This window comes from Alcaligenes sp. SJTW-7 (assembly GCF_047716895.1).
In the GTDB taxonomy this organism is placed as follows: Bacteria; Pseudomonadota; Gammaproteobacteria; order Burkholderiales; family Burkholderiaceae_B; genus Alcaligenes; species Alcaligenes ammonioxydans.
Genome location: NZ_CP136682.1, coordinates 1,303,722 through 1,330,237, shown reverse-complemented (window position 1 = coordinate 1,330,237; position 26,516 = coordinate 1,303,722). Strand labels below are relative to the sequence as shown.

The 26,516-nt window shown below is 59.5% G+C and carries 26 protein-coding genes; 13 read left to right on the top strand and 13 right to left on the bottom strand.

Annotation, left to right across the window (positions count from 1 at the left end):
- Positions 1-97: 97 nt before the first annotated feature.
- The 13 genes from fliF to fliR all read left to right on the top strand — a co-directional run bounded on the left by fliF (position 98) and on the right by fliR (position 11,358).
- Positions 98-1,822, top strand: coding sequence for a flagellar basal-body MS-ring/collar protein FliF (fliF, locus tag RSQ48_RS05890; RefSeq protein ID WP_003804626.1), 1,725 nt, complete (start codon positions 98-100; stop codon positions 1,820-1,822).
- The gene (gene fliG, locus RSQ48_RS05885) at positions 1,809-2,819 is read left to right on the top strand and encodes a flagellar motor switch protein FliG (protein WP_039943984.1); all 1,011 of its coding nucleotides are present in this window, start codon (positions 1,809-1,811) and stop codon (positions 2,817-2,819) included. Before fliF ends, fliG begins: the two co-directional genes overlap by 14 nt.
- Positions 2,820-2,910: 91 nt before the next feature.
- Positions 2,911-3,651 (top strand): flagellar assembly protein FliH, encoded by a 741-nt coding sequence (fliH, locus tag RSQ48_RS05880; RefSeq protein WP_003804630.1) that lies wholly within the window; start codon positions 2,911-2,913, stop codon positions 3,649-3,651.
- Positions 3,652-5,094 (top strand): flagellar protein export ATPase FliI, encoded by a 1,443-nt coding sequence (fliI, locus tag RSQ48_RS05875; RefSeq protein ID WP_003804631.1) that lies wholly within the window; start codon positions 3,652-3,654, stop codon positions 5,092-5,094.
- Positions 5,095-5,096: 2 nt separating this feature from the next.
- A complete protein-coding gene (gene fliJ, locus RSQ48_RS05870) occupies positions 5,097-5,546 on the top strand; it encodes a flagellar export protein FliJ (protein WP_003804635.1) in 450 nt (149 codons plus the stop codon).
- A gap of 12 nt (positions 5,547-5,558) precedes the next feature.
- The gene (locus RSQ48_RS05865; RefSeq protein ID WP_415302219.1) at positions 5,559-6,911 is read left to right on the top strand and encodes a flagellar hook-length control protein FliK; all 1,353 of its coding nucleotides are present in this window, start codon (positions 5,559-5,561) and stop codon (positions 6,909-6,911) included.
- 212 nt (positions 6,912-7,123) lie between these two features.
- On the top strand, positions 7,124-7,609 hold the full coding sequence (locus RSQ48_RS05860; protein WP_230406276.1) for a flagellar basal body-associated FliL family protein: 486 nt from the start codon (positions 7,124-7,126) through the stop codon (positions 7,607-7,609).
- Positions 7,610-8,617: a flagellar motor switch protein FliM gene (fliM, locus tag RSQ48_RS05855; protein WP_059317899.1), complete on the top strand. Its 1,008-nt coding sequence runs from the start codon at positions 7,610-7,612 to the stop codon at positions 8,615-8,617.
- Entirely contained in the window at positions 8,614-9,117 is a 504-nt protein-coding gene (gene fliN, locus RSQ48_RS05850) for a flagellar motor switch protein FliN (RefSeq protein WP_003804644.1), read from the top strand. The genes fliM and fliN overlap by 4 nt, the downstream gene beginning before the upstream one ends.
- A 30-nt stretch (positions 9,118-9,147) precedes the next feature.
- Positions 9,148-9,423, top strand: a complete 276-nt coding sequence (gene fliO, locus RSQ48_RS05845; RefSeq protein WP_003804646.1) for a flagellar biosynthetic protein FliO — start codon at positions 9,148-9,150, stop codon at positions 9,421-9,423.
- A 7-nt stretch (positions 9,424-9,430) separates the two neighbouring features.
- Positions 9,431-10,201: a flagellar type III secretion system pore protein FliP gene (gene fliP, locus RSQ48_RS05840; RefSeq protein ID WP_039944016.1), complete on the top strand. Its 771-nt coding sequence runs from the start codon at positions 9,431-9,433 to the stop codon at positions 10,199-10,201.
- Between the two features lie 9 nt (positions 10,202-10,210).
- A complete protein-coding gene (fliQ, locus tag RSQ48_RS05835) occupies positions 10,211-10,480 on the top strand; it encodes a flagellar biosynthesis protein FliQ (RefSeq protein WP_003804652.1) in 270 nt (89 codons plus the stop codon).
- A 92-nt stretch (positions 10,481-10,572) separates the two neighbouring features.
- Positions 10,573-11,358: a flagellar biosynthetic protein FliR gene (gene fliR, locus RSQ48_RS05830; protein WP_039943987.1), complete on the top strand. Its 786-nt coding sequence runs from the start codon at positions 10,573-10,575 to the stop codon at positions 11,356-11,358.
- Here fliR and RSQ48_RS05825 read toward each other — a convergent pair.
- The 13 genes from RSQ48_RS05825 to flgE all read right to left on the bottom strand — a co-directional run bounded on the left by RSQ48_RS05825 (position 11,355) and on the right by flgE (position 26,462).
- Positions 11,355-12,044 carry a PolC-type DNA polymerase III gene (locus RSQ48_RS05825; RefSeq protein ID WP_059317901.1) on the bottom strand — a complete coding sequence of 230 codons (690 nt, stop codon included), beginning with the start codon at positions 12,042-12,044 and terminating at the stop codon, positions 11,355-11,357. The genes fliR and RSQ48_RS05825 overlap by 4 nt on opposite strands.
- The gene (locus tag RSQ48_RS05820) at positions 12,041-13,951 is read right to left on the bottom strand and encodes a DUF294 nucleotidyltransferase-like domain-containing protein (protein ID WP_240209346.1); all 1,911 of its coding nucleotides are present in this window, start codon (positions 13,949-13,951) and stop codon (positions 12,041-12,043) included. The genes RSQ48_RS05825 and RSQ48_RS05820 overlap by 4 nt, the downstream gene beginning before the upstream one ends.
- A 119-nt stretch (positions 13,952-14,070) precedes the next feature.
- On the bottom strand, positions 14,071-15,777 hold the full coding sequence (locus RSQ48_RS05815) for a methyl-accepting chemotaxis protein (RefSeq protein WP_003804659.1): 1,707 nt from the start codon (positions 15,775-15,777) through the stop codon (positions 14,071-14,073).
- Positions 15,778-15,798: 21 nt separating this feature from the next.
- On the bottom strand, positions 15,799-16,236 hold the full coding sequence (locus tag RSQ48_RS05810; RefSeq protein WP_219235860.1) for a hypothetical protein: 438 nt from the start codon (positions 16,234-16,236) through the stop codon (positions 15,799-15,801).
- Entirely contained in the window at positions 16,236-17,639 is a 1,404-nt protein-coding gene (locus RSQ48_RS05805; RefSeq protein ID WP_003804663.1) for a methyl-accepting chemotaxis protein, read from the bottom strand. Before RSQ48_RS05805 ends, RSQ48_RS05810 begins: the two co-directional genes overlap by 1 nt.
- Before the next feature lie 100 nt (positions 17,640-17,739).
- Complete coding sequence (flgL, locus tag RSQ48_RS05800) at positions 17,740-18,957, bottom strand: flagellar hook-associated protein FlgL (RefSeq protein WP_003804665.1); 1,218 nt, start codon at positions 18,955-18,957, stop codon at positions 17,740-17,742.
- 35 nt (positions 18,958-18,992) lie between these two features.
- A complete protein-coding gene (gene flgK / locus RSQ48_RS05795) occupies positions 18,993-20,708 on the bottom strand; it encodes a flagellar hook-associated protein FlgK (protein WP_003804667.1) in 1,716 nt (571 codons plus the stop codon).
- 105 nt (positions 20,709-20,813) lie between these two features.
- On the bottom strand, positions 20,814-21,779 hold the full coding sequence (gene flgJ / locus RSQ48_RS05790; protein ID WP_415302218.1) for a flagellar assembly peptidoglycan hydrolase FlgJ: 966 nt from the start codon (positions 21,777-21,779) through the stop codon (positions 20,814-20,816).
- On the bottom strand, positions 21,779-22,909 hold the full coding sequence (locus RSQ48_RS05785; RefSeq protein WP_080585005.1) for a flagellar basal body P-ring protein FlgI: 1,131 nt from the start codon (positions 22,907-22,909) through the stop codon (positions 21,779-21,781). The genes flgJ and RSQ48_RS05785 overlap by 1 nt, the downstream gene beginning before the upstream one ends.
- 26 nt (positions 22,910-22,935) lie before the next feature.
- The gene (locus tag RSQ48_RS05780) at positions 22,936-23,622 is read right to left on the bottom strand and encodes a flagellar basal body L-ring protein FlgH (protein ID WP_003804673.1); all 687 of its coding nucleotides are present in this window, start codon (positions 23,620-23,622) and stop codon (positions 22,936-22,938) included.
- A gap of 19 nt (positions 23,623-23,641) precedes the next feature.
- Positions 23,642-24,427: a flagellar basal-body rod protein FlgG gene (gene flgG / locus RSQ48_RS05775; protein ID WP_003804676.1), complete on the bottom strand. Its 786-nt coding sequence runs from the start codon at positions 24,425-24,427 to the stop codon at positions 23,642-23,644.
- Between the two features lie 44 nt (positions 24,428-24,471).
- Positions 24,472-25,221: a flagellar basal-body rod protein FlgF gene (gene flgF / locus RSQ48_RS05770; protein ID WP_131071437.1), complete on the bottom strand. Its 750-nt coding sequence runs from the start codon at positions 25,219-25,221 to the stop codon at positions 24,472-24,474.
- Positions 25,222-25,229: 8 nt separating this feature from the next.
- Complete coding sequence (gene flgE, locus RSQ48_RS05765; protein ID WP_003804679.1) at positions 25,230-26,462, bottom strand: flagellar hook protein FlgE; 1,233 nt, start codon at positions 26,460-26,462, stop codon at positions 25,230-25,232.
- Positions 26,463-26,516: the final 54 nt, after the last annotated feature.

The window sequence follows — 26,516 nt, the reverse complement described above, 5'->3', positions numbered from 1 at the left end:
GCCCGCCGCCCTTTCCCTTAATGCTGCCTGAGCACGTCCTGATTTGAACTCCCCTGATTCCATGCAGAACCCTGCCTCTGCCTCACCAAGGTCATCCATGAGTCAGACAGCACAGATGCTGAATAAAATTCCTGGCTACGACACGCTGCGCACCCTGCCCAAGACGGCATTGATCGGGCTGGGCGCGGCTCTGATCGCCCTGATTGTCGCCATCCTGATGTGGAGCCGTGGCCCAACCTACCAGGTTCTGTTCTCCAATCTGGACGACCGTGATGGCGGCGCCATCGTCTCGGCCCTGGGCCAGATGAATGTGCCTTACCAATTCAACACAAACGGCACCGCGATTCTGGTTCCTGAGGATCGGGTCCACGATGTGCGCATGCAAATGGCCTCGCAAGGTTTGCCGCGCAGCGGCAATGCCGGTTTCGAGCTGCTGGATCAAAGCCGCTTTGGGGCCAGCCAGTTCACGGAGCAAGTCACGTATCAGCGGGCGCTGGAAGGCGAACTGGCCAACTCCATCAAGGCCGTGCATGCCGTCAAGGAAGCCCGGGTTCACCTGGCCATGCCACGTGAGACCTTGTTTGTACGCGATCGCCAGTCGCCCACCGCCTCGGTGGTGCTGTCGCTCTACCCTGGCCGCGATCTGAGTGAGGGTCAGGTCTCGGCCATCAGTTGGCTGATCTCCTCCAGCGTGCCCAATCTGCAAGCCGACAAGGTCTCCATCATCGACCAGAATGGTCGTTTGCTCACCGCACCCGCGGGAGAGATGGGCGCGGACAATCAGCAGCGCAACTTTGTCAACGACATCGAGTACCGCGCCGTACAACGTATTCTGACCTTGCTGAACCCGCTGGTGGGCCCGGGCAATGTGCGTGCACAAGTGACCGCCGAGGTGGACTTCTCACGGCGCGAACAGACCTCCGAGGTCTACAAGCCCAATCAGCAACCTGGCCAGGCAGCGGTACGCAGCCAGCAGACCAGTTCCTCCCTGCAACGCAATCCGCAACAGCCCCAGGGCGTTCCCGGTGCCCTGAGCAATCAGGCCCCCAACAATGCCACGGCCAATCTGGTCAACCCGCCAGCCGCTCCCACTCAGCCACAAGCGCCCGCTGCCGCCGGTAATGACACGGCCGCAACTAACACGACACAGACGGCCGATGCCGCTGCCAGCACGGACCCTTCACTGGTTTCCCTGGCCGAGCAGGCCCGTCTTTTGCAAAACACCGGTAATGCGCGCAACGACTCCACCGTCAACTATGAAGTGGACCGCACGATCAGCCACGTCAAAGGGCCCATGGGCCAGCTAAGCCGCCTGTCGGTGGCCGTGGTGGTGAACTATCGCAACACCGACAAGGACAACCAGCCGCTGGACCAGGAAGAACTGGACAAAATCCGCGATCTGGTCAAACAGGCCGTAGGCTACTCGGCTGAGCGAGGCGACAGCCTGAGCGTGGTGAACGGTCAGTTCAACGAGCAAGGCGATATTGATACCCCCTTCTGGAAAAATCCGGAGTACCGAGAGCTGGCCATGGAATTGATCAAGTATGTGGTCTTTGCATTCATTCTGTTCATGGCGTGGCGCATCGTCATCAACCCCATCGTCCAGGGCCTGATTCAGGCCAAGGCGGTGGCGGATGCCCGCGTCGAGCGTCAGAAAGAGGATGCCGCTCGTGAGCATGCCGCTGAACAGCGCGCTGCTGAAATGAGCCGTTACGAAGAGAATCTGAACACCGCCCGCAAGCTGGCTCACGACGATCCACGCGCCGTGGCTATGGTGTTGCGCTCCTGGTTAAACAAAGATGAAAAAAATGAAAACGGCTAAACCGGACGACTCCATCGAACGCAGTGCGATTTTGATGATGTCCTTGGGGGAAGATGCCGCTGCCGAAGTGTTTCGTCACCTCTCGCCCCGTGAAGTGCAGCAGCTCAGTACGGCAATGGCCTCCTTGAAGCAGCTGACCCGTGCCGATATGGACGAGGCGCTGGAGAGTTTTCGTCAGGAAGCCGACCAGTTCATGGCCGTGGCGCTGGATTCAAACGCCTATATCCGCTCGGTATTGACCAAAGCGCTGGGCTCGGACCGTGCCGCTGGCCTGATCGAGGACTTGCTGGAGAACGGCGAAGGCGCCAGCAGCGGTATTGACGCCCTGAACTGGCTGGACGCCTCCAGCGTGGCCGAGCTCATTGCCGACGAGCACCCGCAAATTATCGCCACCATTCTGGTACACCTGGAACGTGACCGTGCCGCCGATATTCTGGGACACATCCCGGATCGCCTGCGTGACGATGTGGTCTTGCGCATTGCCACCTTTGGCGGCGTACAGCCTACCGCGCTGAACGAGCTGACCGAAGTGTTGAACGGCATCTTGTCCGGCCAGGGCGCCAAACGCAGCAAGATGGGCGGGCCGCGCACGGCAGCAGAGATGCTGAACTACATGAACGCCAGCCTGGAAGAGTCCGTACTGACCAGCCTGCGCGGCATGGATGCCGACCTGACCCAGCGCATCGTGGACGAGATGTTCGTGTTCGAGAACCTGGCCGATGTGGAAGACATCGCTATCCAGTTGCTGCTCAAGGAAATCGAAACTTCTGCACTGACCATCGCCCTCAAAGGCGCGCCCGAAGAGCTGCGCGACAAGTTCTTTCGCAACATGTCCAACCGTGCCGCCGAAATGTTGCGCGAGGATATCGACGCCCAGGGCCCGATCCGCATGTCCAAGGTGGAGCAGGAGCAAAAAGCCATTGTGCAGGTGGCACGCCGTCTGGCCGAAGCCGGCCAGATCACACTGGGTGGCCTGAGCGGGGACGAGTATGTCTAGGATGGCCGCGTCTGAACAGGCCCGGCTGGCGTGGGCCGTTTGTTTTTTGCGTCCGGCCTTGGGGCGCGGCGCTGGTCAAGGGGGCCTATAGATGCCCAGCCATCGCAAAGCCTCGGCGTACTCAGAGCTGCAGGACAGCTGGACCCGCTGGCAGATGCAAGGGCTCGATGACCCGGCCCCTGCCAACGAGCCGCAAGAACCAGAATTTGTGCCTCCCACCCAGGAAGAGCTGCAGCGCGAACTGGACGAGCAGCGCAGTCAGGCACAGGAAGAAGGCCATCAGCAAGGCTATCAGGCCGGTTTCGATCAAGGTCACGCAGCAGGACTGGCTGCGGGCCAGGAAAGCGGCCATGCCCTGGGTTATGAGGCCGGCATCAGCGCCGGCATGGCCAAGGCGCAAGAACAAATCGATCAGTACATCAAGGAATTTGTTGCCCTGAACCAGAACTGCGCCCAATCCATCGAAATGATGAATCAGGAAATGGGGCAGGCGCTGATTCAGCTGGCCACCCGCATTGCCGAGCATGTCTTGCAAAGCACCATCACCTCCGAGCCCGGCCGCATCCGCGATCTGGTCGCCGAGGTGCTGCGCAGCGATCCCGGTGATACCAGCGCCCTGGAACTGAGCCTGCACCCGGACGACATCAGTCTGGTGCGTGAATTTCTGATTGAACAGGGAGAGCCCCGCGCCTGGCGCCTGCAGGAAGATGCCCAGCTACAACGTGGCGAATGCCGAGTGCGCTCCAGCTACGGCGATATCGACGCGACCTTTGCAACCCGCTGGAAACGGGCACTGGCCAGCCTGGGCTTAGCGGTCCCCTCGGAGCCCTGAATGGTCCCTGCCAAGCTGGCCCCCACCCCCGAACGCTGGCGTGCCCAACTGCTATCGGCGCAACAACGGGTACAAGCGATCGAGCCCAGTTTGCGCAGCGGCCGTGTCGTGCGCGCCACCGGTCTGGTGCTGGAAGCCACAGGTTTAAAACTGGCAGTAGGTGCCGCCTGTAAAGTGGAGCTGTCTGCCGCCCAGAATATCTGGGCAGAAGCCGAGGTTGTGGGCTTTGAGGGCCGGTCCCTGTACCTGATGCCCCTGAGCGAAATTTCAGGCCTGCCGCCAGGGGCACGCGTGGTGCCCGTCGAGGCCCAACTGCAGCCCCCCGTTCCCCTGCCCGACTCCGATCAACCCGACAGGCTGCCTGCCCAGGCCCGCTCTCGCCACGTTCCGGTTGGCCCGGGGCTGCTGGGCCGGGTCGTGGACGGCAGCGGCAACCCGCTGGACGGCCTGGGTCCGATCGACGCCCAATCCTGCGTCCCGCTCAGCCACACCACACCCAACCCGCTCAAGCGCAGCCCGATCGACACGGTGCTGGATGTCGGCGTGCGCGCCATCAATGGTCTGCTCACCGTCGGTCGTGGTCAGCGCATGGGGCTGTTTGCCGGCTCCGGTGTAGGCAAGAGTGTGCTCCTGGGCATGATGGCGCGCTACACCCAGGCCGACATTATTGTCGTCGGCCTGATTGGCGAACGGGGCCGAGAAGTCAAGGAATTCATTGAGCACAACCTGGGCGAGGAAGGTCTGCAACGCTCGGTAGTGGTCGCTGCCCCGGCTGACGTCTCTCCCCTGCTACGTTTACAAGGCGCGGTCTATGCCACCCGTCTGGCCGAGTTTTTTCGCGATGAGGGCAAAAATGTCCTGTTGATCATGGACTCGCTGACGCGCTATGCGATGGCGCAGCGCGAGATCGCCTTGGCGATCGGCGAGCCGCCCGCTACCAAAGGCTACCCCCCTTCGGTATTTGCCAAACTGCCCGCACTGGTGGAACGCGCCGGTAATGGCGAACCGAATGCGCAGGGCCGTTGCGGCTCAATCACGGCGTTTTACACCGTGCTGACCGAGGGCGACGACCAGCAGGACCCGATTGCCGACTCGGCCCGAGCAATCCTGGACGGCCATATTGTGCTGTCGCGCAGTCTGGCCGAAACCGGCCACTACCCTGCCATTGATATTGAAGCCTCCATTTCGCGGGTCATGCCCAGCATCGTGGACCCTGAGCAAGTCAAGATGGTGCACCGTTTCAAGGGTCTGCTCTCCAGCTATCAACGCAACCGCGACCTGATTGCGGTGGGCGCCTACACCCGGGGCAACGACCCGGCCATTGACCAGGCCATTGATCGCTACCCTTGGCTAGAAGCCTACCTGCGCCAGGGCATGCAGCAACGTGTGGATATGCCACGCGCCTTTGATGAGTTGAATGCCGTTTTAAATAGCGAGCAATAAGCATGAAAGCCAACGCCTCCTTACATACGCTGGTCGATCTCAGTCAGAATCAGGTTGACGACGCCGCCCGTCAGTTGCAGGAACTGCGCACGCAGCGCGATGCGGCCCAATCGCAACTGGAAATGCTGCAAACCTATCGACAGGACTATGCCCAGCGCCTGCTCAATGTGGGTCAGGCGGGGGTAACCATGGCGAACTATCACAATTTCCGCCGCTTTATCGTGACATTGGACCAGGCCATTTCCCAGCAAAATAGTGTTATCCATGCGCTGGAAGAGAAGATGGAACAGGGACGACAGATCTGGTATGGCCACCAGCAACGCCTGAAAGCCTATGAAACCCTGATCGATCGTCGTCTCCAGACTCAACACGTCCAGCAGCAAAGAATGGAACAACGAAACAGCGACGAAATCGCTGCTCGTCTCTTTACCCGCAGCCAGACCGCCTATTAAACAAGCGCCGCCATGACTTCGCCCACTCTTTCGGTTTTACCTGCGGCTCCTGCCGCACCCTCGGCCCCCGTCGCCCCTACGGCCGGGCCTGCGGCTGCGCACGCGCCCAAGGACGAAGGCTTTGCCCAGCATCTGCAAACGCAACAGCAACACGTGCAAGGCAAAGGGGCCGGCAAGACAGGGACCGCTGCCAGACAGGACCACGCTCACACCCAGGCTCTCGCACGCAGCCCCAAACAGGCTGAGACAGTAGCCGGGCCAGCGGGGGCCAGTGAGCTGGACACCCTGATCACAGACCCGGCCTTGATGATCGCCGATCAGAGCGACCTGGAGCTGGACACCGAGGCACCGGCCGATAGCGGCCTGCCCGCAATGGCCTTGTCCATTCTGTCGCAAGTGCAAGCCATCAAGAACAGCAAAACCGAGATCAAAGCAGCGCAGACAGAGCGCACGCTACCTGTGACCGCCGCCCACACGCGCCAGACTCTGGCCGCCGAGCTGAGCAGTACCCGCGCCGCAGCCGTGGCGACCCCCTTGGAAACCACTGCGGCGCAAGCAGATGTTGACCTGAGTGCTGAACTGGCCTTGCCCAAATCCCTTGAGAACAGTAATCCGCTGGCTGCCACCCCCGTCCGCAAAGCGGCTGTCAATGCGGCCCACGTCGTAAACGACACCGCCTTTAACACCAAGCTCGTCGCGAGCACAGCGTCGTCTCAAGCTCATCTGATGGATGACGCTTCAGCGTCTCTGGCGGCCCTGGGTCGACACATGGCGGAGGATGCTCGTGCAGGCGTGAACCTGAATCTGCCCGCTCTGGATGCGTCCTTGCTGGCCCAACTGAGCGCCACGCCCGGCACGCTCCCGGCTAACAGTCCCGCCGCCTTACCCAGCGCAATGACGCTGGCCATTGCCACACCGGTTCAATCCCCTGAATGGGGCGCTGCCATGGGACGCCAGATGATTACACTGGCCCAGCAAGCCCAAGGCAGCATTCAAAGTGCTGATATCCGCCTGGACCCGCCTGAACTGGGCCCCCTGCGCATTACTTTGCAGATGCAGGACGGCATGGCCCACGCCATGATTACCTCACCCCACGCCCAAGTGCGTCAGGCCCTGGAGCAGTCCCTGCAACAACTGCAACAGCAGTTCGCGGAAAACGGCCTGACTCTGGGCCAGGCGGACGTGGGTGACCAGCACGCCTCGCATGAGGCCTTTCGCGAGCAATTGGCAGCCCAAGGCAGCCAGGGCGAGCAAACCGCCTTCAGCCTGAACACGGTGGCATCCCCAGAGGAGACCGACCTCTTGGTGAACCGCAGCGCTACCCGCTCACTGAACCCGGATGCGCTGGTTGACACCTTCGCCTGACTCCCAGCCCCACGGACCGCCCGGCAAAAAGCATGATTAAGCTCGAAAAGCAGCGTCTATTCGCCGGGCCTGTCCTGTCTGACCTCCGGCACAATAGCTCAGGCATGCAGTCAGGCTCAGGCCAGACATGCGTTTGTCTGTTTGTCATACGCTAGAAAATACATCGCTCACATCACATGGCCCGAAAAGCACCCACCAAACTTGCACGCCTGATGAAAACCGGTCTGCTGGTTCTGTTTATTATCGCCGCTAGCGTGGGCGCAACCCTGTACTACTCCTGGCAACAAAGCAGCCCGCCTGCGTGGTTGGCCTGGGCAGAAAAAGGCCAGTCGGTTGAAGCCGCTCCTGCCCCTGACGAGCCTGCCGCCGTCAAGATCAACGCCAAGCCCATTTTTGCGCCGCTGGACCCGTTCACCGTCACCCTGAACGAGAATGGCCGCTCGCGCATTCTGTATGTGGGCATCACCTTGCGCGTTCAGGATGATGGTTCGCGCGCCATGCTGGTGGAGTACATGCCCATGGTTCGTGACCGGGTGCTCAAGATCCTGGCTGAACAGCGTCCCACCTACATCCAGACTTCCGAAGGGCGTCAAGCCTTGGTTGCACAGCTGAGCGCGGGCCTGAAAGAGCCCTACCCGCCCAATCCTGCTGTTCCGCACATCAATGATGTCCTGTTCACCGCCTTTGTCATCCAATAAATGTCGTATCAGAGCTTCTTATCCCAAGACGAAGTCGATGCACTGCTGGCCGGTGTTACCGGCGAAGGCGCTGACACCAAGCCCCTGAATGAAAACCTCTCTGGCGTGCGGGCCTATGACCTGACCTCGCCAGATCGGGTGGTGCGCCACCGCATGCAGACGCTGGAGCTGATCAACGAGCGCTTTGCCCGTCGGCTGCGCTCGACCATGCTCAGCTTCATGCGCCGCAACGCCGACATTACCGTCGGCTCCATTCGCATTCAGAAGTACTCGGACTTCGAGCGCAACCTGCCCGTGCCCAGCAACCTGAACATGGTTGCCTTAAAGCCCCTGCGTGGCGTGTCGCTGTTCACCTACGACCCAAACCTGGTCTTTCTGATTATCGACAGCCTGTTTGGTGGCCATGGCCGCTACAACACGCGTGTGGAAGGTCGCGACTTCACCACCACAGAACAACGCATTATCCAGCGTTTGCTGACCCTGACCCTGGAGAGCTATTGCGGCGCCTGGGAGTCGATCTACCCGCTTGAGGCGGAGTACATGCGCTCGGAAATGCACACCAAGTTTGCCAGCATCAGCAGCAGCAACGATATCGTGGTGGTGACCTCGTTCAATATTGAATTCGGCGCCCAAGGCGGCAATCTGAACATCTGCCTGCCCTACTCCATGATCGAGCCGGTGCGCGACCTGTTGACGCGCCCCTTGCAAGACAAGGGCACCGATGCCATCGACCAGCGCTGGACCCAGCAGCTCTCGCGCCAGGTGCGCAGCGCCGAAGTCGAGCTGATTGCCAACTTTGTCAATATCGACATGACCATTGCCGAGCTCACTCAGCTCAAGGTCAATGATGTGTTGCCCATTGACATCCCCACTCTAATTGAAGCCCACGTGGATGGGGTGCCGGTTCTGGAATGCCAGTATGGCACTTCCGGCGGCCGTTACTCCCTGCGGGTAGAAAACATCCTGGCCACCAACGACAGCGATTTGACTAAAGGTAAGTCCCTATGAGCGACCCTCACAACCCTAACGACCGGTCTGCGCCCGAGGACGACTGGGCAGCCGCGATGGCTGAGCAACAGGCCGGCACCCAAAGCAGCACCCAGGCCCAAGGTCTGGAACAGCCCCTGGAAGATGACTGGGCCTCGGCCCTGGCCGAGCAAAGCGCGGCTACGCCGGTGCACGAACCCAGCCCGGCCAGCAATCTGTTCCCCCCCATGGAACCGGCCCAGAACACGGCAACCACCGATATCGACATGATTATGGACATCCCCGTCCAGCTGTCGGTAGAGCTGGGTCGCACCCGCCTGACCATCAAGAACATTCTGCAACTGGGCCAGGGCTCGGTCGTGGAGCTGGATGGCCTGGCCGGCGAGCCCCTGGATATTTATGTGAACGGCTACCTTATCGCCCAAGGTGAAGTGGTGGTCGTAGACGACAAGTACGGGATTCGCGTCACCGATATTGTGACGCCCTCGGACCGTATCCAGCGACTGAACGGTCGTCGCTAGAACATGGAACAAGCCCAGCTCGTCAGAATCATGCTTAGCCTGCTGCTGGTTGTGGGCCTGATTCTGGCAGCAGCCTGGGTGGCCCGCCGCGGCGGGCTGCTCAGGAATCAGAATCAGCAACGCATCAAGATTCTGGACAACCGGCGGCTGGGCCCGCGCAGCAGCGTCGCCCTGATCCGGATTGACGAGCGCGAAATTCTGATTGGCATCACTCCCCAGCAGATCAGCCTGTTGCACACACAGGCGTCTGCCAGCCCCGAGGCGGATTTCCAGACCCATCTGGACCAGCACCGTGCGCCCCGCTGAACGCATCATGACTGCATTTTCATCCCCTGCCCGAGCACACGTCAGTATCGCTCTGCTTCTGGCTCTGATCTGCCTGTTCCTGCCTTCCCAGGCCGTGGGGCAGGCCATTCCGGCCATCACCAGCACCGCGGGCCCGAACGGTTCGCAAACCTGGTCGCTCAGCATCCAGACCCTGGCCATGCTGACCATGATGTCCTTTCTGCCGGCGGCCCTGCTGATGATGACCGGCTTTACCCGTGTCATTATCGTGTTGGGCCTGCTGCGCAATGCCATGGGCACGGGGACAGCGCCACCCAATACGGTGCTGGTGGGTCTGGCTCTGTTTCTGACCTTCTTCGTGATGTCGCCGGTGTTTGACCAGGTGTATCAGGACGCCTACAAGCCTCTGTCGGAAAACAAGATCAGCTTTGAGGCGGCCCTGGAGCAAGGCGCTCAGCCCCTGAAAACCTTTATGCTGCATCAGACCCGCGAAGCCGACTTGAAATTGTTTGGCGATATGGCGGGCGTGGGCGAGCTGCAAACGCCCGAAGAAGTTCCCTTGCGTGTGCTGGTGCCCGCCTTTGTCACCAGCGAACTGAAAACCGCTTTCCAGATCGGTTTTACGATCTTCATTCCCTTTCTGATCATCGACCTGGTCATTGCCAGCGTGCTGATGTCCTTAGGGATGATGATGGTCCCGCCCGTGACCATTTCGCTGCCCTTTAAGCTCATGCTGTTTGTACTGGCCGACGGCTGGCATTTACTGCTGGGTTCGCTGGCCCGCAGCTTCTATCAATAAAGGACCGCCATGACTCCCGAAACCGTCATGTCCATGACCTATACCGCCTTGAAACTGGCTCTGTCCATGGCCGGCCCCATGCTGATCGTGGTGCTGGTCGTGGGTCTGGGCATCAGTATCTTCCAGGCGGCCACCCAGATCAATGAAATGACGTTGTCGTTCATCCCCAAGCTGCTGGCCATGGGCATTACCGTAGTGCTGCTGGGCCCATGGTTGATCAACAATATGGTCGACTATATGCAGGGCCTGCTACGCGGCATTCCCGGCCTGGTCAATTAGGACAGGCCGGAGCGAGGAGGCTGCCGTGAGCCCACCACCATGTGTCTGGCAAGGCGCACGGCCTTGTCAGACCCGCAGGCCCCAGGCGCACCGTGCTTGACCTGAACTCCGCCCAGCTCCATGCCTGGCTGAACGCCTTTCTGTGGCCGTTCATCCGCATTCTGGCCACCCTGGCGACAGTTCCTTTTTTCAGTGAATCCGCCATTCCCAAACGCGCCAAGATCGGGCTGGGTTTTATCCTCGCTCTGATCGTAGCGCCCTCGCTGCCCCCACTGCCTGATCTGCCCACCGCCTCGTACGAGGCCTTGCTGATTGCGGCGCAACAAGTGTTTATCGGCGTCGCGCTGGGGCTGACCATGCGTATCGTATTCGCAGCGGTACAGACAGCGGGCGAGTTCATCGGGCTGCAGATGGGCCTGTCCTTCGCCTCCTTCTTTGATCCGGCCACGGGCGCCAATACCGCCGTGCTGTCGCGGCTGCTGAACGTGATTGCGGTGCTGACTTTTCTGGCCCTGAACGGTCATCTGCTTTTGCTGGGTGTGCTGGTGCGCACGTTCCACGTATTGCCCATCGGTGCAGACCTGAACATCAATGGCTGGGGGGCATTGCTGGACTGGAGCAGCGAGTTGTGGGTGTCAGGCATGCTGCTGGCCCTGCCGCTGATTATTGTGCTTCTGACCATTAACCTGGCCTTCGGCATCTTGAACCGTACCGCCCAACAACTGACGATTTTTGCGGTGGGTTTTCCGATTACGCTGACCATCGGCCTGACCTTGCTGGTCGTGGTGATCCCGCAAACCACGCCCTTTCTCGCCCAGTTGTTCAACTCCGGCTACGAAGCCATGATGCGGGTTGCCCTCGGGCTGGCTGGCCCTTAAAAGGCATGGGCCTGGCGCTGCTTGTGCGCCTGCATCAGACGCCGGGCCTGGCCCAGCGTCAGGACACCTTTTTGTTTGGCACGTCCAATCAACAACTGCATCAACTGGGCGCTGATCAACGCGTCTCCCAGGGCATCATGCCGCTCACTGACCGGCAGACCACAATACCGCAGACAATCATCCAGGCCCAGTCGACGACCACGCCATTCGGGCAGCAGACACGCTGCCAGTTCAGCCAGATCCAGGGCCAGAGGCCGGGCCTGTTGCACACCGGCCTGAGGCCAGGCACGGTCCAGAAATGCCAGATCAAAATCGGCATCCCAGGCGACCCAGACCGAGTTTTCAGAATAACGGGCAAAGTCACGCATGAGCTGCGGCAAGGGTTCACCTTTTTCCTGCAGCTGCGGACTGATCTCATGAATCAGCAGACTCTCTGGACTGCGTTCGCCGTGTGCGCGCACCAGACCGGCCCACACATTGCCCAGGGCAATCGAGCCCCGCTCCAGTCGTACTGCGCCCATTTGCACAATATGGTGGCGTTTGGGTTCCAGCCCGCTGGTTTCCAGGTCCAACACGGTAAATGCCGCTTCGTCCCATGTGAGCTCATCCACCCCGCTCCAGGACAGGGAGGGGCTACGGGCAGCGAAGGAAGCGCGTCGCCAGGGGAGCCAAGAGAGCAATTTCATAAGCGGTACCGGAACGCCAGAATACGCTGGGCACGACGCACTTGTGACAAGGCCTCGCGCAAGACACGGGCATCCAGTGCGCCCAAGCTGCCCAGACGCACCAGATTGTCCGGCTCCTGGCCTTGTTGCAACTGCGTCTGATGATGTTGCAAACGCAGCAACTGCAAATAACGGTAGGCCTCGCGCAGGCCCTCCGACTCCTCTGCGCTAAAGACGCCACGCTGGGTCAACACCGCCAACCTGTCCATGGACGAAGGCAACTCACAGCCGTGGGCCAGCGCCAGCACGCGCAACACATCCACCATCGGGGCCAATGCCTGCTTCTTGATATCCAGCTTGTCATCGCCCTGCCCCATCAAGGCCTCCAAACGACTGCGCTTTTTGCCACTGGGAATGCGGGTTTGACAGGTGCTTTGAGCCAGCATGCGCTGAAACACCGGATTATCGTTCACCATGCCCAGCACGCGCCGCTGCAGACGTTGCAACAGGCTGGTCTGCCCCCAGATGCTCCGGCAGTCAAAATAAATCGTGGACTCAAGCAACTGCTCGGGTGCCGGCCGCTCGATCATGATCTGAAAACGATGTAACCATTCCGCTTCGGAAAGACATAGCTCAGGGTTGCTGGCCATGATATTGCCCGTACACCAGGCCATGCCGCAACGGTCCAGAGCCTCGTTGACCCGACGCGCAAACGGCAGGAGCAAGGCCCGGTAGGCGTTGGCCTGCTCCGGCGAGCTGGCGCTAAATAAAATGCCATTATCCTGGTCGGTGTGGCGGGTCTGCTCACCCCGGGCCTGGCTGCCAAAGGCCAGCCAGCAAAACTCGATGCCATCCAGCCCCGAGCCGGGCAAAGACAGTTCGATCGTGCGCTGAACCGTATGGTCATTCAAACGCGTAATTACGGCTGTCAGTTGCTCAGAGCGCGCACCGTGGGCCAGCATGGCATCGACCAGTCGGCCAATATCGGCTTGCAAGCGCACCAGCCCGGACACATCCTGGGCGCAACGCAAGGCACGCGACAGGTGGACCAGATCGACGCGCTGCAAGGAGAACACATCGCGCTCGGACACCATGCCCACCACTTTATGATCCTGAACCAGGCAGACATGACCGATCTGATGCTCGACCATCAACAGCGCCGCATCAAACGCCGAAGCCTGAGGCGCAAGCCAGACCGGGTCCGGCGTCATGATTTCCGACATGGCCTGACCTGGATCGTATTGGCCTCCAGCCACCAGACGGCGCAGATCGCGCAAGGTGAAGATCCCCAACAGATGCTGATCGGCATTGACCACGACCATGCTGCTGACCTGCCGCTCGTGCATGTCTTTGACGGCCTGCTCGACCGGACAATCAGGCAGACAACTGAGCAGTCCCCGTTCTGTCAGGGACTGCAGACTCATGTCCAAGGTATAACTGGCCCCCAGATCGGCACTGGCGCTTTTCTGAGCGCTGCGCCAGACCGAAGCCAGCAAACTGCTGGTGCCGCGGAGACAATAATCCCGAAACGGTTCGCTGATGCTCAACAGATGCGCAACGGCCTCACCGGCCACACACAAGGTGAAACAGTCTTCCTGTACCTGGTAGGCGCTCTCCAGCGCTTGCCCGGACACCAGCTCACGCACTGGCAGCAGGTCTCCTTCCACATACTCCTGGGTTTCGCCGTGCGCCTGGGTGCCGATCTGTCCCTGGCGAACAAGATAGAGCTGATCGACGCGCGCGCCCTGCTCCAACAGCACCTGCCCGGCCGAGAAAAACCGGAGCTCACTATGTTCGATCAGGTAATCGCAGTGCTGTGCCTGCATCTGATCAAAAGGTGGGTAAGCAATCAACCAGGCCAAGATGCCGGGCGCTTTCTGGCGCACCGCCGTCTTGGCCACGGATTCACCGGGAATCGCGAAGGACATGGGCGTCTCTGCTGGCTAGGGACAAAGAATTATTGTGCCATGCAGCATCGCCCTCGCGGACCCTGATTTTCTAGGGGATTTCAACTATAGGCACCCGCCCGTTTTTTCCCCCAAAAGGCTTAGCGCAACCGGTCGTAATCGCGTTCGGCCATATCAATCACATCCCCTTCCTGAACCTTGAACTGGGACACGGCCTCTGCCAGGGTCTCGGATTGTGCCTGCAAGGAGCCTGCCGCAGCCGCCGCCTCCTCGACCAGCGAGGCGTTTTGCTGCACCACAGCATCCATTTGAGCCACTGCCGTGTTGATCTGCTCAATACCGGCCGTCTGCTCCTGCGAGGCCGAGGAAATCTCGCTCATCAAGGTGGTGACGCTATTGACCGCACGCACCACCTCTTGAATGATGTCGCCCGCACTGGCCACCTGCTGCGTTCCGGTCTGGACTTCGTTTTGCGAGGCTTCGATCAGACCTTTGATTTCCTTGGCGGCCTGGGCGCTGCGCTGTGCCAGGCTACGCACCTCTCCGGCCACCACGGCAAAGCCCTTGCCCTGCTCTCCCGCGCGAGCCGCTTCCACCGCGGCGTTCAAGGCCAGAATATTGGTCTGGAAGGCAATACCGTCAATCACGTTAACAATGTCGGCTACCTGTCCGGAACGAGCGGAAATCTGGTTCATCGTGTGAACGACCGCGCCGACCGACTCACCACCCTGCTGTGCCACTTTGGCGGCGTTATGCGCCAACTGATCGGCCTGATGGGCATTGTCGGCATTCTGACGCACCGTACTGGCCAATTCTTCAAGACTGGCCGCCGTTTCCTGCAAAGCGGCAGCTTGCTGCTCGGTGCGGGAACTCAAGTCGGTATTACCGGCAAAAATCTGCGAAGAACCCGAGGCGATCTCGTCCACACCTTGGCGCACGGTCAGCACGATCCCCTGCAGGCTTTGTTGCATGCGACGCATGGCGTCATACAACACCCCGACCTCATTGGCCGAGCGGTAGGTAATTTTCTTGGTCAGATCGCCGTTGGCAATATGGTCAAAATGCATACCGGCTTCACGCAAGGGGGTCAACGCGGTGCGGCCCAGCACCAGTCGCAAGGCCACAATAATGGCCAGACCCAGCAACAAGGCCAGGGCGATGACGATATTGGCCACACGGGTTTGCAGTTCTGCCTGCTCCAGCAACACGTCAGTCTGCTCGTTGTAGAACTTGCTCAGCTCCTCAATGCGGAACTGGAAAGTGGCAGCGCGCAAAACGCCAAAACCTTCGCTGACAAAGTAAAAGGTACTGTAATCACGGGTTTCCAGTGCCTGAACCATGGGTTCAATCCCGTCATCCAGATAAGCCTGATAGGACGCAACCAGTCCCATGGCCAAACGGCGCAGCTCAGGCTCGGTCGGCATATTGGCACGAATATCGGCAAAGGCCTTGCGCACCTCATCCAGCTTTTGCGTGGCCAACGTGACAGAGTTCTCGGCACTTTGCAGCAGGTTCTGATCATCATCAATACCGGCTTCCTGATAGAAGCGCGCCGCGCTCATCAAGCTGACACGGGCTTCCATCATATTGTTGTTCAACTGCAGGATCTGCATGGCACGCTGATCCTGACGATTGATCGTACGCAAGGCCTCGCCACTTTGCTGCAGGTAATAGGCGGCCAGCCCCCCTACCGCCACAATCAGGACCAAAAACAATCCCATGCAAATCATCAGCATGGTGCTGATCTTCAAGCCCGACGCCGACTTCAGGCTGGGACGAAACGATTTGGAGGAACGACGTTTAGATGCGCGGGACGCGGACGGAAGACTGCTTTCAATACCCAGCATTTGCTAAATCCAAAGAAAACTCTAGTGGCTGACCGGCAAGATGGTAATCATCTCCGTGCCAGGGTGCTCAATCGTGACCGAGCCTGTAGTAGCGCTACGCGCTTGCTCGCGGTACATGGAAGGAATATGGCTGCGTTTGACCACATGCTGGAAACGCCCCTGGGCATCAAACTGAAGCCACAACTCCTGGCGAAAATAGACCGCGTCCGTTGCCAGGGTTGTCCCCTGGAACCACACGGCCATTTCACTGCCGTCGAGCTGTCGGTAGACCTGGTGTGGACGGCCTTGCAAGGACTGCTCAGCGTCAGCACGCGTGCTTTGGCCCGGGACCAGATCATTCAGCCCCGACGCCTTGAAAGACGAGCCCTGGGTGGCGCAAGCAGCCAGGGTCAGCAAGCACAAACCGATCAGCGTCTTACGGCCCCGCCCGACCCAGATACCCAGTCGGGAGCAAGGCATTAGAACTCCTCCCAATCATCGTCCGAAGAGGCACTGTGAGGCTTGCCGCTCAAGTCGGGACGCAACAGACGCTGACTATCTTCCTGAGTAGCGGCGGTGGCCTTGGCAGCAGGCGGCGAGGTCTTGGCGGGAGCCGACAGCCCCCTGCTCACGCCCGCAGCAGGTTTGGCAGCGTTCGCCACACCTTTCAAGGATGGCGTGCGACGTGTCTCGGCGTCCGATGAGGATGCACTGGCACTGCGGCGGTTAGCGACGCGGCGGGCGCTGACGTCGATCACTTCCGTGCCCGGCGAGCGAAAGAACGCGATCGCCTGGTTGACCTTGGTGACCTGCTCGCTCAGCCCCGAGGAAGCCAGAGCGGCCTGCTCCACCAGACGGGCGTTGTACTGCGTCGTCTCATCCATCTGCGAGACAGCGCGATTCACCTGATCGATACCGGAGGACTGCTCAATCGTTGCGGCCGTGATCTCACCCATGATGTCGGTGACACGACGCACGGAATCCACAATTTCCTGCATAGTGGCGCCCGCGCGTTCCACCTGCGAGGAACCTTCCGTGACCTTACGCACCGAATCCTCGATCAGGGCCGTGATTTCACGCGCGGCCTGCGCACTGCGTTGTGCCAGAGCGCGGACTTCAGCGGCCACCACGGCAAAACCCTTGCCCTGCTCACCCGCACGAGCCGCTTCAACCGCCGCGTTCAGGGCCAGAATATTGGTCTGGAAAGCAATGCTGTCAATCACGCCCACAATATCGGAGATCTTGTTGGAACTGGCCGAAATCCCCTGCATGGTGGCTACCACTTCATTGACGGCGCTCCCCCCACGATGTGCTACATCCGAGGCGGTCGCGGCCAACTGATTGGCTTGCTGGGCGTTATCGGCATTTTGGCGAACGGTCCCAGCCAATTGTTCCATGCTGGCAGCCGTCTGCTGCAAGGAAGCAGCCTGCTCTTCGGTACGACTGCTGATATTGGTGTTGCCCTGGGCAATTTCCTGTGCGCCGGCATGAATCTCCTCCAGTCCCAGACGCACCGCCGTGGTGGTCTTGACCAGGGACTCCTGCATGCGACCCAGCGACTCGAACAAGTCACCGATTTCGTTGGAGGTCAGAACATGGATACGTTGGGTCAGGTCGCCTTTGGCAATGGCATCAAAGTACGCCGCAAAGTCACCCAAGGGACGCACCACCCGACGGAGAAAGTAGCTGATGGCCGCCAGCCCCAACAACACGGCCAGCACCAGCACGACGGTCAAGACAATGTTGAAGGTGCTCTGCTGCTCCTGCAAGGTGCGCAACACCGCGTCACCGGAGCCCAGGGCCAACAGACCATGAAAGTAATACAGCGCCCAGGCTGCCATGGCCACTGTCAATGCCATCAGAGCAGCAATACAAAAGGTCATGCCGACCCTTAGACTCAAATTCTTAAAAAGCATAGAAGATTCCCGCACGTGGTGCTTGACTGCCGGTTAAGGAAAAACCACCCAAAAAAGGAACAGCGTCCTAGCGATTCAAATTGAACAGGCTCATGCTCTGGATCGTCTGAAATGCCATCGCCGACATTTCCAGCGCAGCCTTGCGCAGCTCCAACTGAGTGGACGCATCAAAAATATTCAGATCTTCCAGACGCGAGAGCTCATTGGTGTAATTGAGGGCTCGGGCAGCCCCATTGGCGCTGAGCGCATCAATTTCATTCATGCGCGTACCGACCGACGAAATTACGGTCTGCACATTGTCGAAGTTCTCCCCGATACGCTGTATGGCTGAGTTCATCGCGTTGCGAAACTCGGCCTGGGCAACCGGGTCCCCACTGACAGGCTTGCGCAAGGCGTCCACCACCGACTGCAAGGTGTTGAACATATTCATGTCAGCCGGGCTGGTGCTGTCCACCGAACTGATGGCAAAGCTGTCGCCTACGGCGGGCTTGCCTTCGATCTGCACGCTGACCCCGCCAGGCAGGCTGATGCGCTGACGCTCGTTCTCATCCAGCACACCTTGACTGACCACCGCCCCGTTCACCTCGATGTCGTAATCCGTTTCCGAGGTAAATCGGATGGTGTAATTGGCCTGCGCGCCAGGCAAGGACGAGTTGCCGTTGGGGGCGCTCAGCACAGCCGAGCCACTGTTGGCGTTGGCCTGGGTGAAGTAGGCTGTCGATCCGGGGTTGGCCCGCTCGAAGATGGTGCGACCATGATCGGCCGAGTCCATCTGGCGGGTTTGCTCAACCTGAATATCACGGCTGTTGGTGTCACCCGTGTAGGTAAAGGTGTTTCCCGTCCGCTCAAACGCCTGAGTCGTCCCTTTAGCCCCGGAGAACAGATACTGGCCCGAACCATCCTTGGTGTTGGCAAAGCCAAACAGGGTATCCAGCGCACTTTCGATCACGGTAGCCAAGGTGCTGCGATCGGCATCCGACATGGTGCCCGTGGAAGCTTCCACCAAACGGGTTTGCACGCCCTGCAACTGCAGGTTGACGGCATTGAGCAGGTTTTCTTCCTCACCCAGCGAACGCATGGCCACTTCGCGGTTTTCACCATAGCGCTTGTCCATGGCCTGCGACTGCGCCAGATTAATGGTCTGGGCCGACGCCAAAGGATCATCCGAGGGGGTGATCATCCGCTTTTGCGAGCCCATCTGCTGAAAAACACGCATCAGATCGGACTGCTGCTTGTTGATCGAGTTCAGGCCTGTCTGAAAAAAAAGAGAAGAACTAATACGCATAGCAAGGTTCCAATTTCAAGACTGAATCGCCGTACTTACGTACGCAGGCCCAACAGGGTGTCAAACATCTGGGAGCTGACATCAATCAAACGGGCGGCCGCCTGATACTGTTCCTGAAAACGCTGGAGCATGATGTATTCCTCATCCTTGTTAACGCCCGACAAGGCTTGCTGAGCGGCATAGTTCTGCTCGATCAGCTTGAGTTGCGCCTTGGCCGCGGTGCCGTTTTGCTGCGTTTGCACCGCAATCCGGTTCACGATCTGGCCAAAGGAGTCATTCAGGCTCAGGGAGCCGTCCGCCAACACTTTGGTATTGCGCAGATCCGCCAGTTTCTGAGCGATCGTGCCATTGGCCGAGCCGGTATCCGGGTTGGCCGCGGCAATATCCTGGGGACGCTTGATCTCCACCTGTAAATTGCTGCCAGCGGTGGCGGTAGGCTGAACCAGCCAGGAATCCCCATCCTGCGACTGGGTCTTCAGGCTGGACACGTCGATTTCCAGGCCATCCACCCGCGTAATGCCGCCGTCCTGGTCCGGTCCATTGAGGGGCGTAATGTCGTTGCTGCTCAGATTGCGCAACTGAAAGCGTCCGTCCACACGCTCGATCCGGTAGTTATCGCCGGTCAGCTTGTCCACGGGTTGGGTGTAACCCTTGCTGGGATCAGCCGGATCAATCGGGTCCTTGTAGAAGGACACACCGGGTACGCCACTGCTGACGGGATTGGTGCCATTGGCCACGACTTTGGGGCCACTGACGCTGAATATGTCTTTGCCCGCCTCCCCCTTCAAGTCAATGCCTTGACGGTGAATATCGTTCACGGTGTGGGCCAGGCCCACGGCCAGACGCCCCAGGGCGCTGATGGCGGGCTCCAGACTTTCCTGACGGAACTGCAGCAGGCCACCGAGCGTGCCGCCTTTGATCGCGCCTTCACGAAACTCGGTCACCACCATCTTGCCGTCCACGTTCAGGGCAGACGTAAACCCGACCACAAACCGCTCAGGGTTTTCTGCGGAACGCACCGCATGCAAGGGATAGACCCGCTCGCCACCCAACAACATCTGGCCACCTGCGGTGGTCACGCTCAAGCGCCCGTCCTGCTCGACGGTGCGAACGTCAATCAGTTGTCCCAGTTCGGCCACCAACTGTTCGCGCTGGTCCAGCAGATCATTGGGCTCGTGCCCGGGCGTGGTTCCCTTGGCAGCCACAATCTGCTTATTGACGTTGTCGATCCGCTCCAGATAGCTGTTGATCTGGGTAACCGTGGTTCCAACCTGCGTGTTGATGTTCTCGTTCACGCGGTTCATGTAGGAGGTGGCGTCACGAATCTGGGTGGCCAGACTTTCGGCGCGGCCCAACAGTTCCTGGCGTGCCGAAGGATCGGCAGGCTGCGAGGCAACCGCTTCCAGCCCGTCAAAGAAATTCTGCAAGGCGGGGCTGACACCGACCGTACGATCCGAGAACAAATTGTCCAGCTGGGCAATTTCGGTGCCGTAGCTGACCAGAGCCGCTCCGGCGGTCTGGGAACGCACCAGCTGTTGATACAGAAAATTGTCGTAGGAGCGCTGCACCGTCACGACCTGCACACCGCGGCCGTAATAACCGGCACTGCCTCCTACCGAACCAGCCGTCTCAACCAGAACCGATTGGCGGTTATAGCCAGGGGTATCGATATTATTAATATTGTGGCCCGTCACCTGCATGCGCTTTTGAGCGGCATACAAGCCGGTAATACCAAGGTTGGCGAGATTCATATCAAATCCTTTCTGTCCTGCCCGGCCCGTTGTGTCCAAGGCGAAAAATGAACATGCTGCTTTTTAACGACCACCTTGGTGCATTATTTAGACCTGTAACAATAATTAAGACTTGCCACCATCAAAGTAGGCCATGATGGCAATCAGTTTTTTGGCGTAAGAAGGATCCGTGGCGTAGCCTGCATCCTGAATACGCTGCGCAGCCTCTTGCGGCGTTGCGGCGTGCTTGACGCTTTCATAGCGCTTGTTATTGCCGATCAGACGCGCGTAGTCGGCAAAGGACTCGGCATAAGAGTCATAGGCACGAAAGGTTTGCGTCATCTTCCGGGCCACACCGTTTTGGTATTCGGTGGTCATGACCTCTACCGTTTTTCCTTTCCAGGAGGGGGTGGCCTTGATCCCAAACAAATTGTGGCTGGTGGAACCGTCGGCATGCATGATTTCACGTTTGCCCCAGCCCGACTCCAAGGCCGCCTGACTCAGGATCAGCTTGGCGGGGACACCACTGTCTTCTGCGGCCACTTTGGCTGCGGTATTCATGCGGTCTACAAACTGACGGATGTGGTTGGGCGCCCCCTGAATCGAAGAGTACAAGCGCTGCACCGTGCTGTTATTGCTGAGCTTGTCGATCAGTTCGGCAATGGAGGCCGCATCAATGGAGCGGTCATTGGGCATGCGCGAGCGCAAATCCGCACGACGCGAAGACGCGGTTTCCGGGTCATAGGACGCAGCGCCAAAGGGCTCGCTGTCTTGCCCGCTCATCTGAGCCTGCAAGGCCTTGGCCAATCCGATGCCCGGGTCAGCCAACTGCAGGGCCAACTGCTCATCGCCCAGGCTTTGCGCCATGCGCACGGACTGGGTATCAAACATGCCGCCTTCAGGATTGGCGGCTCGCGCCTGCTTCAAAATATTCTGGATAAACAGGGACTCGAACTGACGGGCCACTTGCAGTTGAGTCGCTTGATTCTGATCGTCCTGCCCGGCTTGCCGACGCAGCTGAGCCAACTGTTGCGGGTCAAAAATTGAAACCTGCGTTCCCGTTCCTGGACGAGGAAAGTACTGCACCGTCATTAGATGATCTCCAGATCTGCCCGCAAAGCGCCCGCGCTTTTCAGGTTCTGCAAAATGGACAACAAATCTTGAGGGGTAGCGCCCAAGGCATTGAGCGCCCGCACCACATCGGCCAGATTGGCACTGGTCTTTACGCGTTGCAGCGAACCACTGTCACTGCGCATTTCAATCTGCGTGCTGTCAGCCACGACCGTCTGGCCGCCACCGAACGGGGTATCGGGCTGGCTGACCTGCGGTTGACGGCTGATGACCACCGACAAGTTGCCATAGGCAATCGCGGCCTCATCAATGGTGACGGTACGATTCATGACCACCGAACCCGTACGCGCATTGATAACCACCCGTGCGCGCGCTGGCGGCAGATTTACTTGCAGGTTTTCCACATGGGAAATAAAAGCAGTCTGGGCCTGGGGGTCCAATGGACCCCGTACCTGAATCAGGCGCCCATCCAGCGCCGTGGCCGTGGACGGACCGAACTGTTTGTTCAGGGCAGCCACCACGTTCTGGGCGGTCCCAAAGTCCGAGGTGTTCATCTCCAGATTGATCACCCCGTCCCGCGCATACGTTGTGGGCACGCTTTGCTCGACCGTGGCACCGCCAGGAATCGTGCCGCCATTTAACTGGTTGACCTGGACACTGGAACCGCCGGCTTCGGCACCGGCGCCGCCTACCAGCAAGTTACCCTGTGCGATCGCGTACACCTGACCGTTCGCACCTTTCAAGGGCGTCATCAGCAAGGTGCCGCCGCGCAGACTCTTGGCGTTCCCCATGGAGGACACCACCACGTCCACAGACTGGCCAGGACGGGCAAAGGCGGGCAGGCGGGCTGTCACCATCACAGCCGCCACGTTCTTGAGCTGCATATTGCTGCCCTGGGGAATAGTCACCCCCAGTTGCGACAGCATATTGGTCAGACTTTGCTGCGTAAACGGCGCTTGGCGAACCTGGTCGCCACTGCCGTCCAGACCCACCACCAGACCGTAACCGATCAGCGGATTGTCGCGCACCCCCTGGATGGACGCCAGATCCTTGATTCGCTCGGCCTGACTGAGCGGAGCCAGCAACAGGCCTGCTGCCAGCATGGCTGCCCGCAGCATGTCGCGGTAAGAAGAGAAAGGAGTACGACTCATGGAAAATGCCATAGCAAGCAAAAGGCTCAGAACGGGGAAATATTCAGGAAAAAACGCTGTAGCCAACCCATGGTCTGGACTTCGTCCATCACCCCTTTGCTACGAAACTCGATACGGGCATCGGCCACCTGCGTGGACGACACCGTATTGCTGCCGGTAATGGAGCGCGGGTCCACAACGCCGGAAAAGCGGATGTGTTCACTGCCCCGGTTGATGGCGATCTGCTTCTCCCCGGCGACCTGCAGGTTGCCGTTGGGCAGCACGCCCACCACCGTCGTGGTCAAGGTGCCGCTGAACGTATTGTCGGCGCGGCTGGAGCCCTTGCCTTGTGCCTTGTTCGAGCCGGACACCTCAAAGTTCTGCTTGCTGCCTATTTCATTGGGCAGGAAAGCCGGGACACCCGTAAAGTCCAAGCCGCCGCTACCGGTCCGGTCCGTGTTGGTCGACACATTCTTGGCAGCGTTGGTGCGCTCCTGAATCATGATGGTGACAATATCGCCCACATTGCGGGGCCGTCTGTCCTCAAACAGCGGATAGTTGCCATACGCCGAGGGCTGGTAGATGGAGCCATTTGCCACCACAGCCGCAGGAATGGCGGGAGGCGGAGCCGCGGTCAAGGGGCCGGTGACCACATCTTCAGGGGGCACCAGCGCGCAACCGGACAAGACAAGCAGCGCACACAGGGCAAGACGGCTCAACAGAGCTTGGAACATTGTCACGATCTCTTCAGGTTTACAGCTGCGTCAGACGAGCCAGCATCTGGTCAGCGGTGGACACGGCCTTGCTATTGATTTCGTAGGCACGCTGGGCACTGATCATATTGACCAGCTCCTCGGCCACGTTGACGTTGGACGTTTCGTTGTACTTGTGCATGACCAGCCCTGCGCCATCCATACCTGGCTGCAGAAAGTTTGCGGCCCCCGACGCATCGGTTTCGATGTACAAGTTCTCGCCCATGCTTTGCAAACCGGCCGGGTTGACGAAGGTGCTCAGTTGCAGTTGCCCCACCTCCACACTGGCGCCCGCGGCACCGGGCTGAGTAACCGACACGGTCCCGTCGCGCCCAATGGTCAGTTCCAGGGCGTTATCCGGGATATTGATGGGAGGCTGAATGGGGTAGCCGCCGGCTGTCACCAGCTGACCATTCTGATCGCGTTGCAAACTGCCGTCACGCGTATAGGCGAAGGTGCCATCCGGCATTTCCACTTGCAAAAACCCACTGCCCTGAATGGCGATGTCCATATTGTGGCCGGTGTGCTTCATATCGCCCTGACTATGGATACGCTCCGTGGCCACCGTGCGCACGCCCGTCCCGATCTGCAGACCCGTAGGCAACTGGTTGGCAGCGCCGACCTGAGCACCAGGCTGACGAAGGGTTTGGTACATCAGGTCTTCAAACACCGCACGGGTACGTTTGAAACCGGTGGTATTGACGTTGGCCAAGTTATTGGAAATGACATCCATATTGGTCTGCTGGGCTTCCAGACCGGTCTTGGCAATCCACAGAGAGCGAATCATGTGTGTGTAATCCTTGAAGCTAGCGCTCGCGTCATGCGCGAGGCTTAGCCATTAAATGAAAGTAGAGAGTTGGCCCGGTCCTCGCGTACGCCGGCGTCCTGGATGACCTTCATCTGGGTCTCAAAACGACGAGCATTGGCAATCATGGCCACCATCGCTTCAGCCGGGTTCACGTTGCTTTTTTCAATAAAGCCCGACACCATCCGCACCGACGGGTCCGCGGGAGCCGGTGCACCGCTGCTCATACGAAACAAACCATCCTGGCCCCGCAACAGGTCGGCGGCGGGTGGGTTGACCATTTTCAACTGCCCCATCACCTGAATGTCGCGCGGATTGTCGCCAGCTCCCAGGGCAGTCAACTGACCGTCACTGGAAAAGGTGACGGTTCCCCGATCGGGAATCTCGATCGCCTGACCGTCGGCGCTCAGCACGGGCAAACCGGACTGCGTCACCAACTGGTTCTGGGCATTGACGACCAGATCGCCTGCCCGGGTATAGGCCTCCTGGCCATCAAGCGCACGAACGGCAAACCAGCCCTGACCTGCAATGGCCACATCCAGTGCATTACCGGTTTCGGCCATTGTGCCCGGTTGAAAACGACTGCCCGGCGTCACCGTGGCGGTGCCCACACGGGTCTGCGCACCGTCCTCACTGGTAACGGGCACCGAGCGGTAATACGCGAGCTGTTCGCGAAAACCGGACGTGTTCACATTGGCCAGATTGTTGGTGATGACGTCTTGCTGCTCCAGCGTGCGCTGAGCGCCATTCATGGCGGTATAAATCAGGCGATCCATGACAGCTCTTAACGCAGGTTGACCAGGGTTTGCAGAACCTGATCCTGTGTCTTGATGGTCTGGGCATTGGCCTGATAGGTGCGCTGGGCAATGATCATATTGACCAGTTCCTGACCCATGTCCACATTGGAGTCTTCCACGGCCTGACCCTTGATCGTGGCCAGCCCGTTCTCGCCAGGACGGCCTAGAATGGGTTGACCCGACGCGCCGGTCTCTGCCCAGGCGTTGCCGCCCACGGGGCTAAGGCCTTGCAAGTTGCTAAAGTCGGCCAGAACCAGCGAACCCAGACGTTGAGTGACGCCGTTGGTGTAGGACGCCACCATGGTGCCGTCCTTGTCGATGTTCATGCCAGCGTATTCACCGGTGGCGTAGCCATCCTGGTAAGGCTTGCCTTTGGCAAACTCGCCACCGAACTGGGTCGTGCCGGTATAGCGCACATCAAAGACCAGGTCGTCGGCCGGGGAGGCATTGCCGCCGGGGTTGGCCAAGGTCAGGTTGACCGTTGCAGGGGTCGGGCTGGTCAGCACCCCGGCACCGTTAAAAGTCAGTGTCGCTTTGGCGGGCGACAAAGGCGTGCTGCCTTCCATGTAGTACACGTCCCATACACTTTCACCGCCCGCATTGGCAGGCCGCTTGACAAAGTACTGAGAGATTTCGTGACTGTTGCCCAGAGAGTCGTAAACGGAGTAGCTAAACGATTCGCTGTAGGTGGTGCTGTCTTTGGGGTCAAAGATATTGATGGGATTGCCATTGGCATCCTGGGCTGGAATTGCTTCGGCACCACCGGGCAGGTTGGGCTTGAAATCCAGGGACGTCGTGGCTTTGGGCGGCACGTTTGCCGATGGCACCTGCAAGCGCTCAAGCTGGCTGCTGCCCACGCCATAGCCAGTCAGGTAGTGGCCCTGGGCATTCACCAAATAGCCTGCCTTGTCGGGATAGAACTGGCCATTGCGCGAAAACAGCACGGCACCGTTGCTTTGCTCCAGACGGAACAGGCCATTGGCCCCGTCAATGGCCATGTCAAACATATTGCCCGAGGAGCTGATGTTACCCACCGAAAAGCGCTGGCTGACGCGCGATACTTGCACGCCCAGACCGACGCGCGAGTTCGCGTAAACGTCCGCGAACTGCACACTCGACGCTTTATAGCCAACCGTTCCCGAGTTGGCGATATTGTTACCGATAGAATCCAGGTTCTGGGAGGCGGCGTTCAGGCCGCTCAATCCTTGTCCGAAGCTCATGAAATTTCCTTTTAATGTCGTGTTGGCCCAGCGCGCTCAAGAGGCCAGCAACGC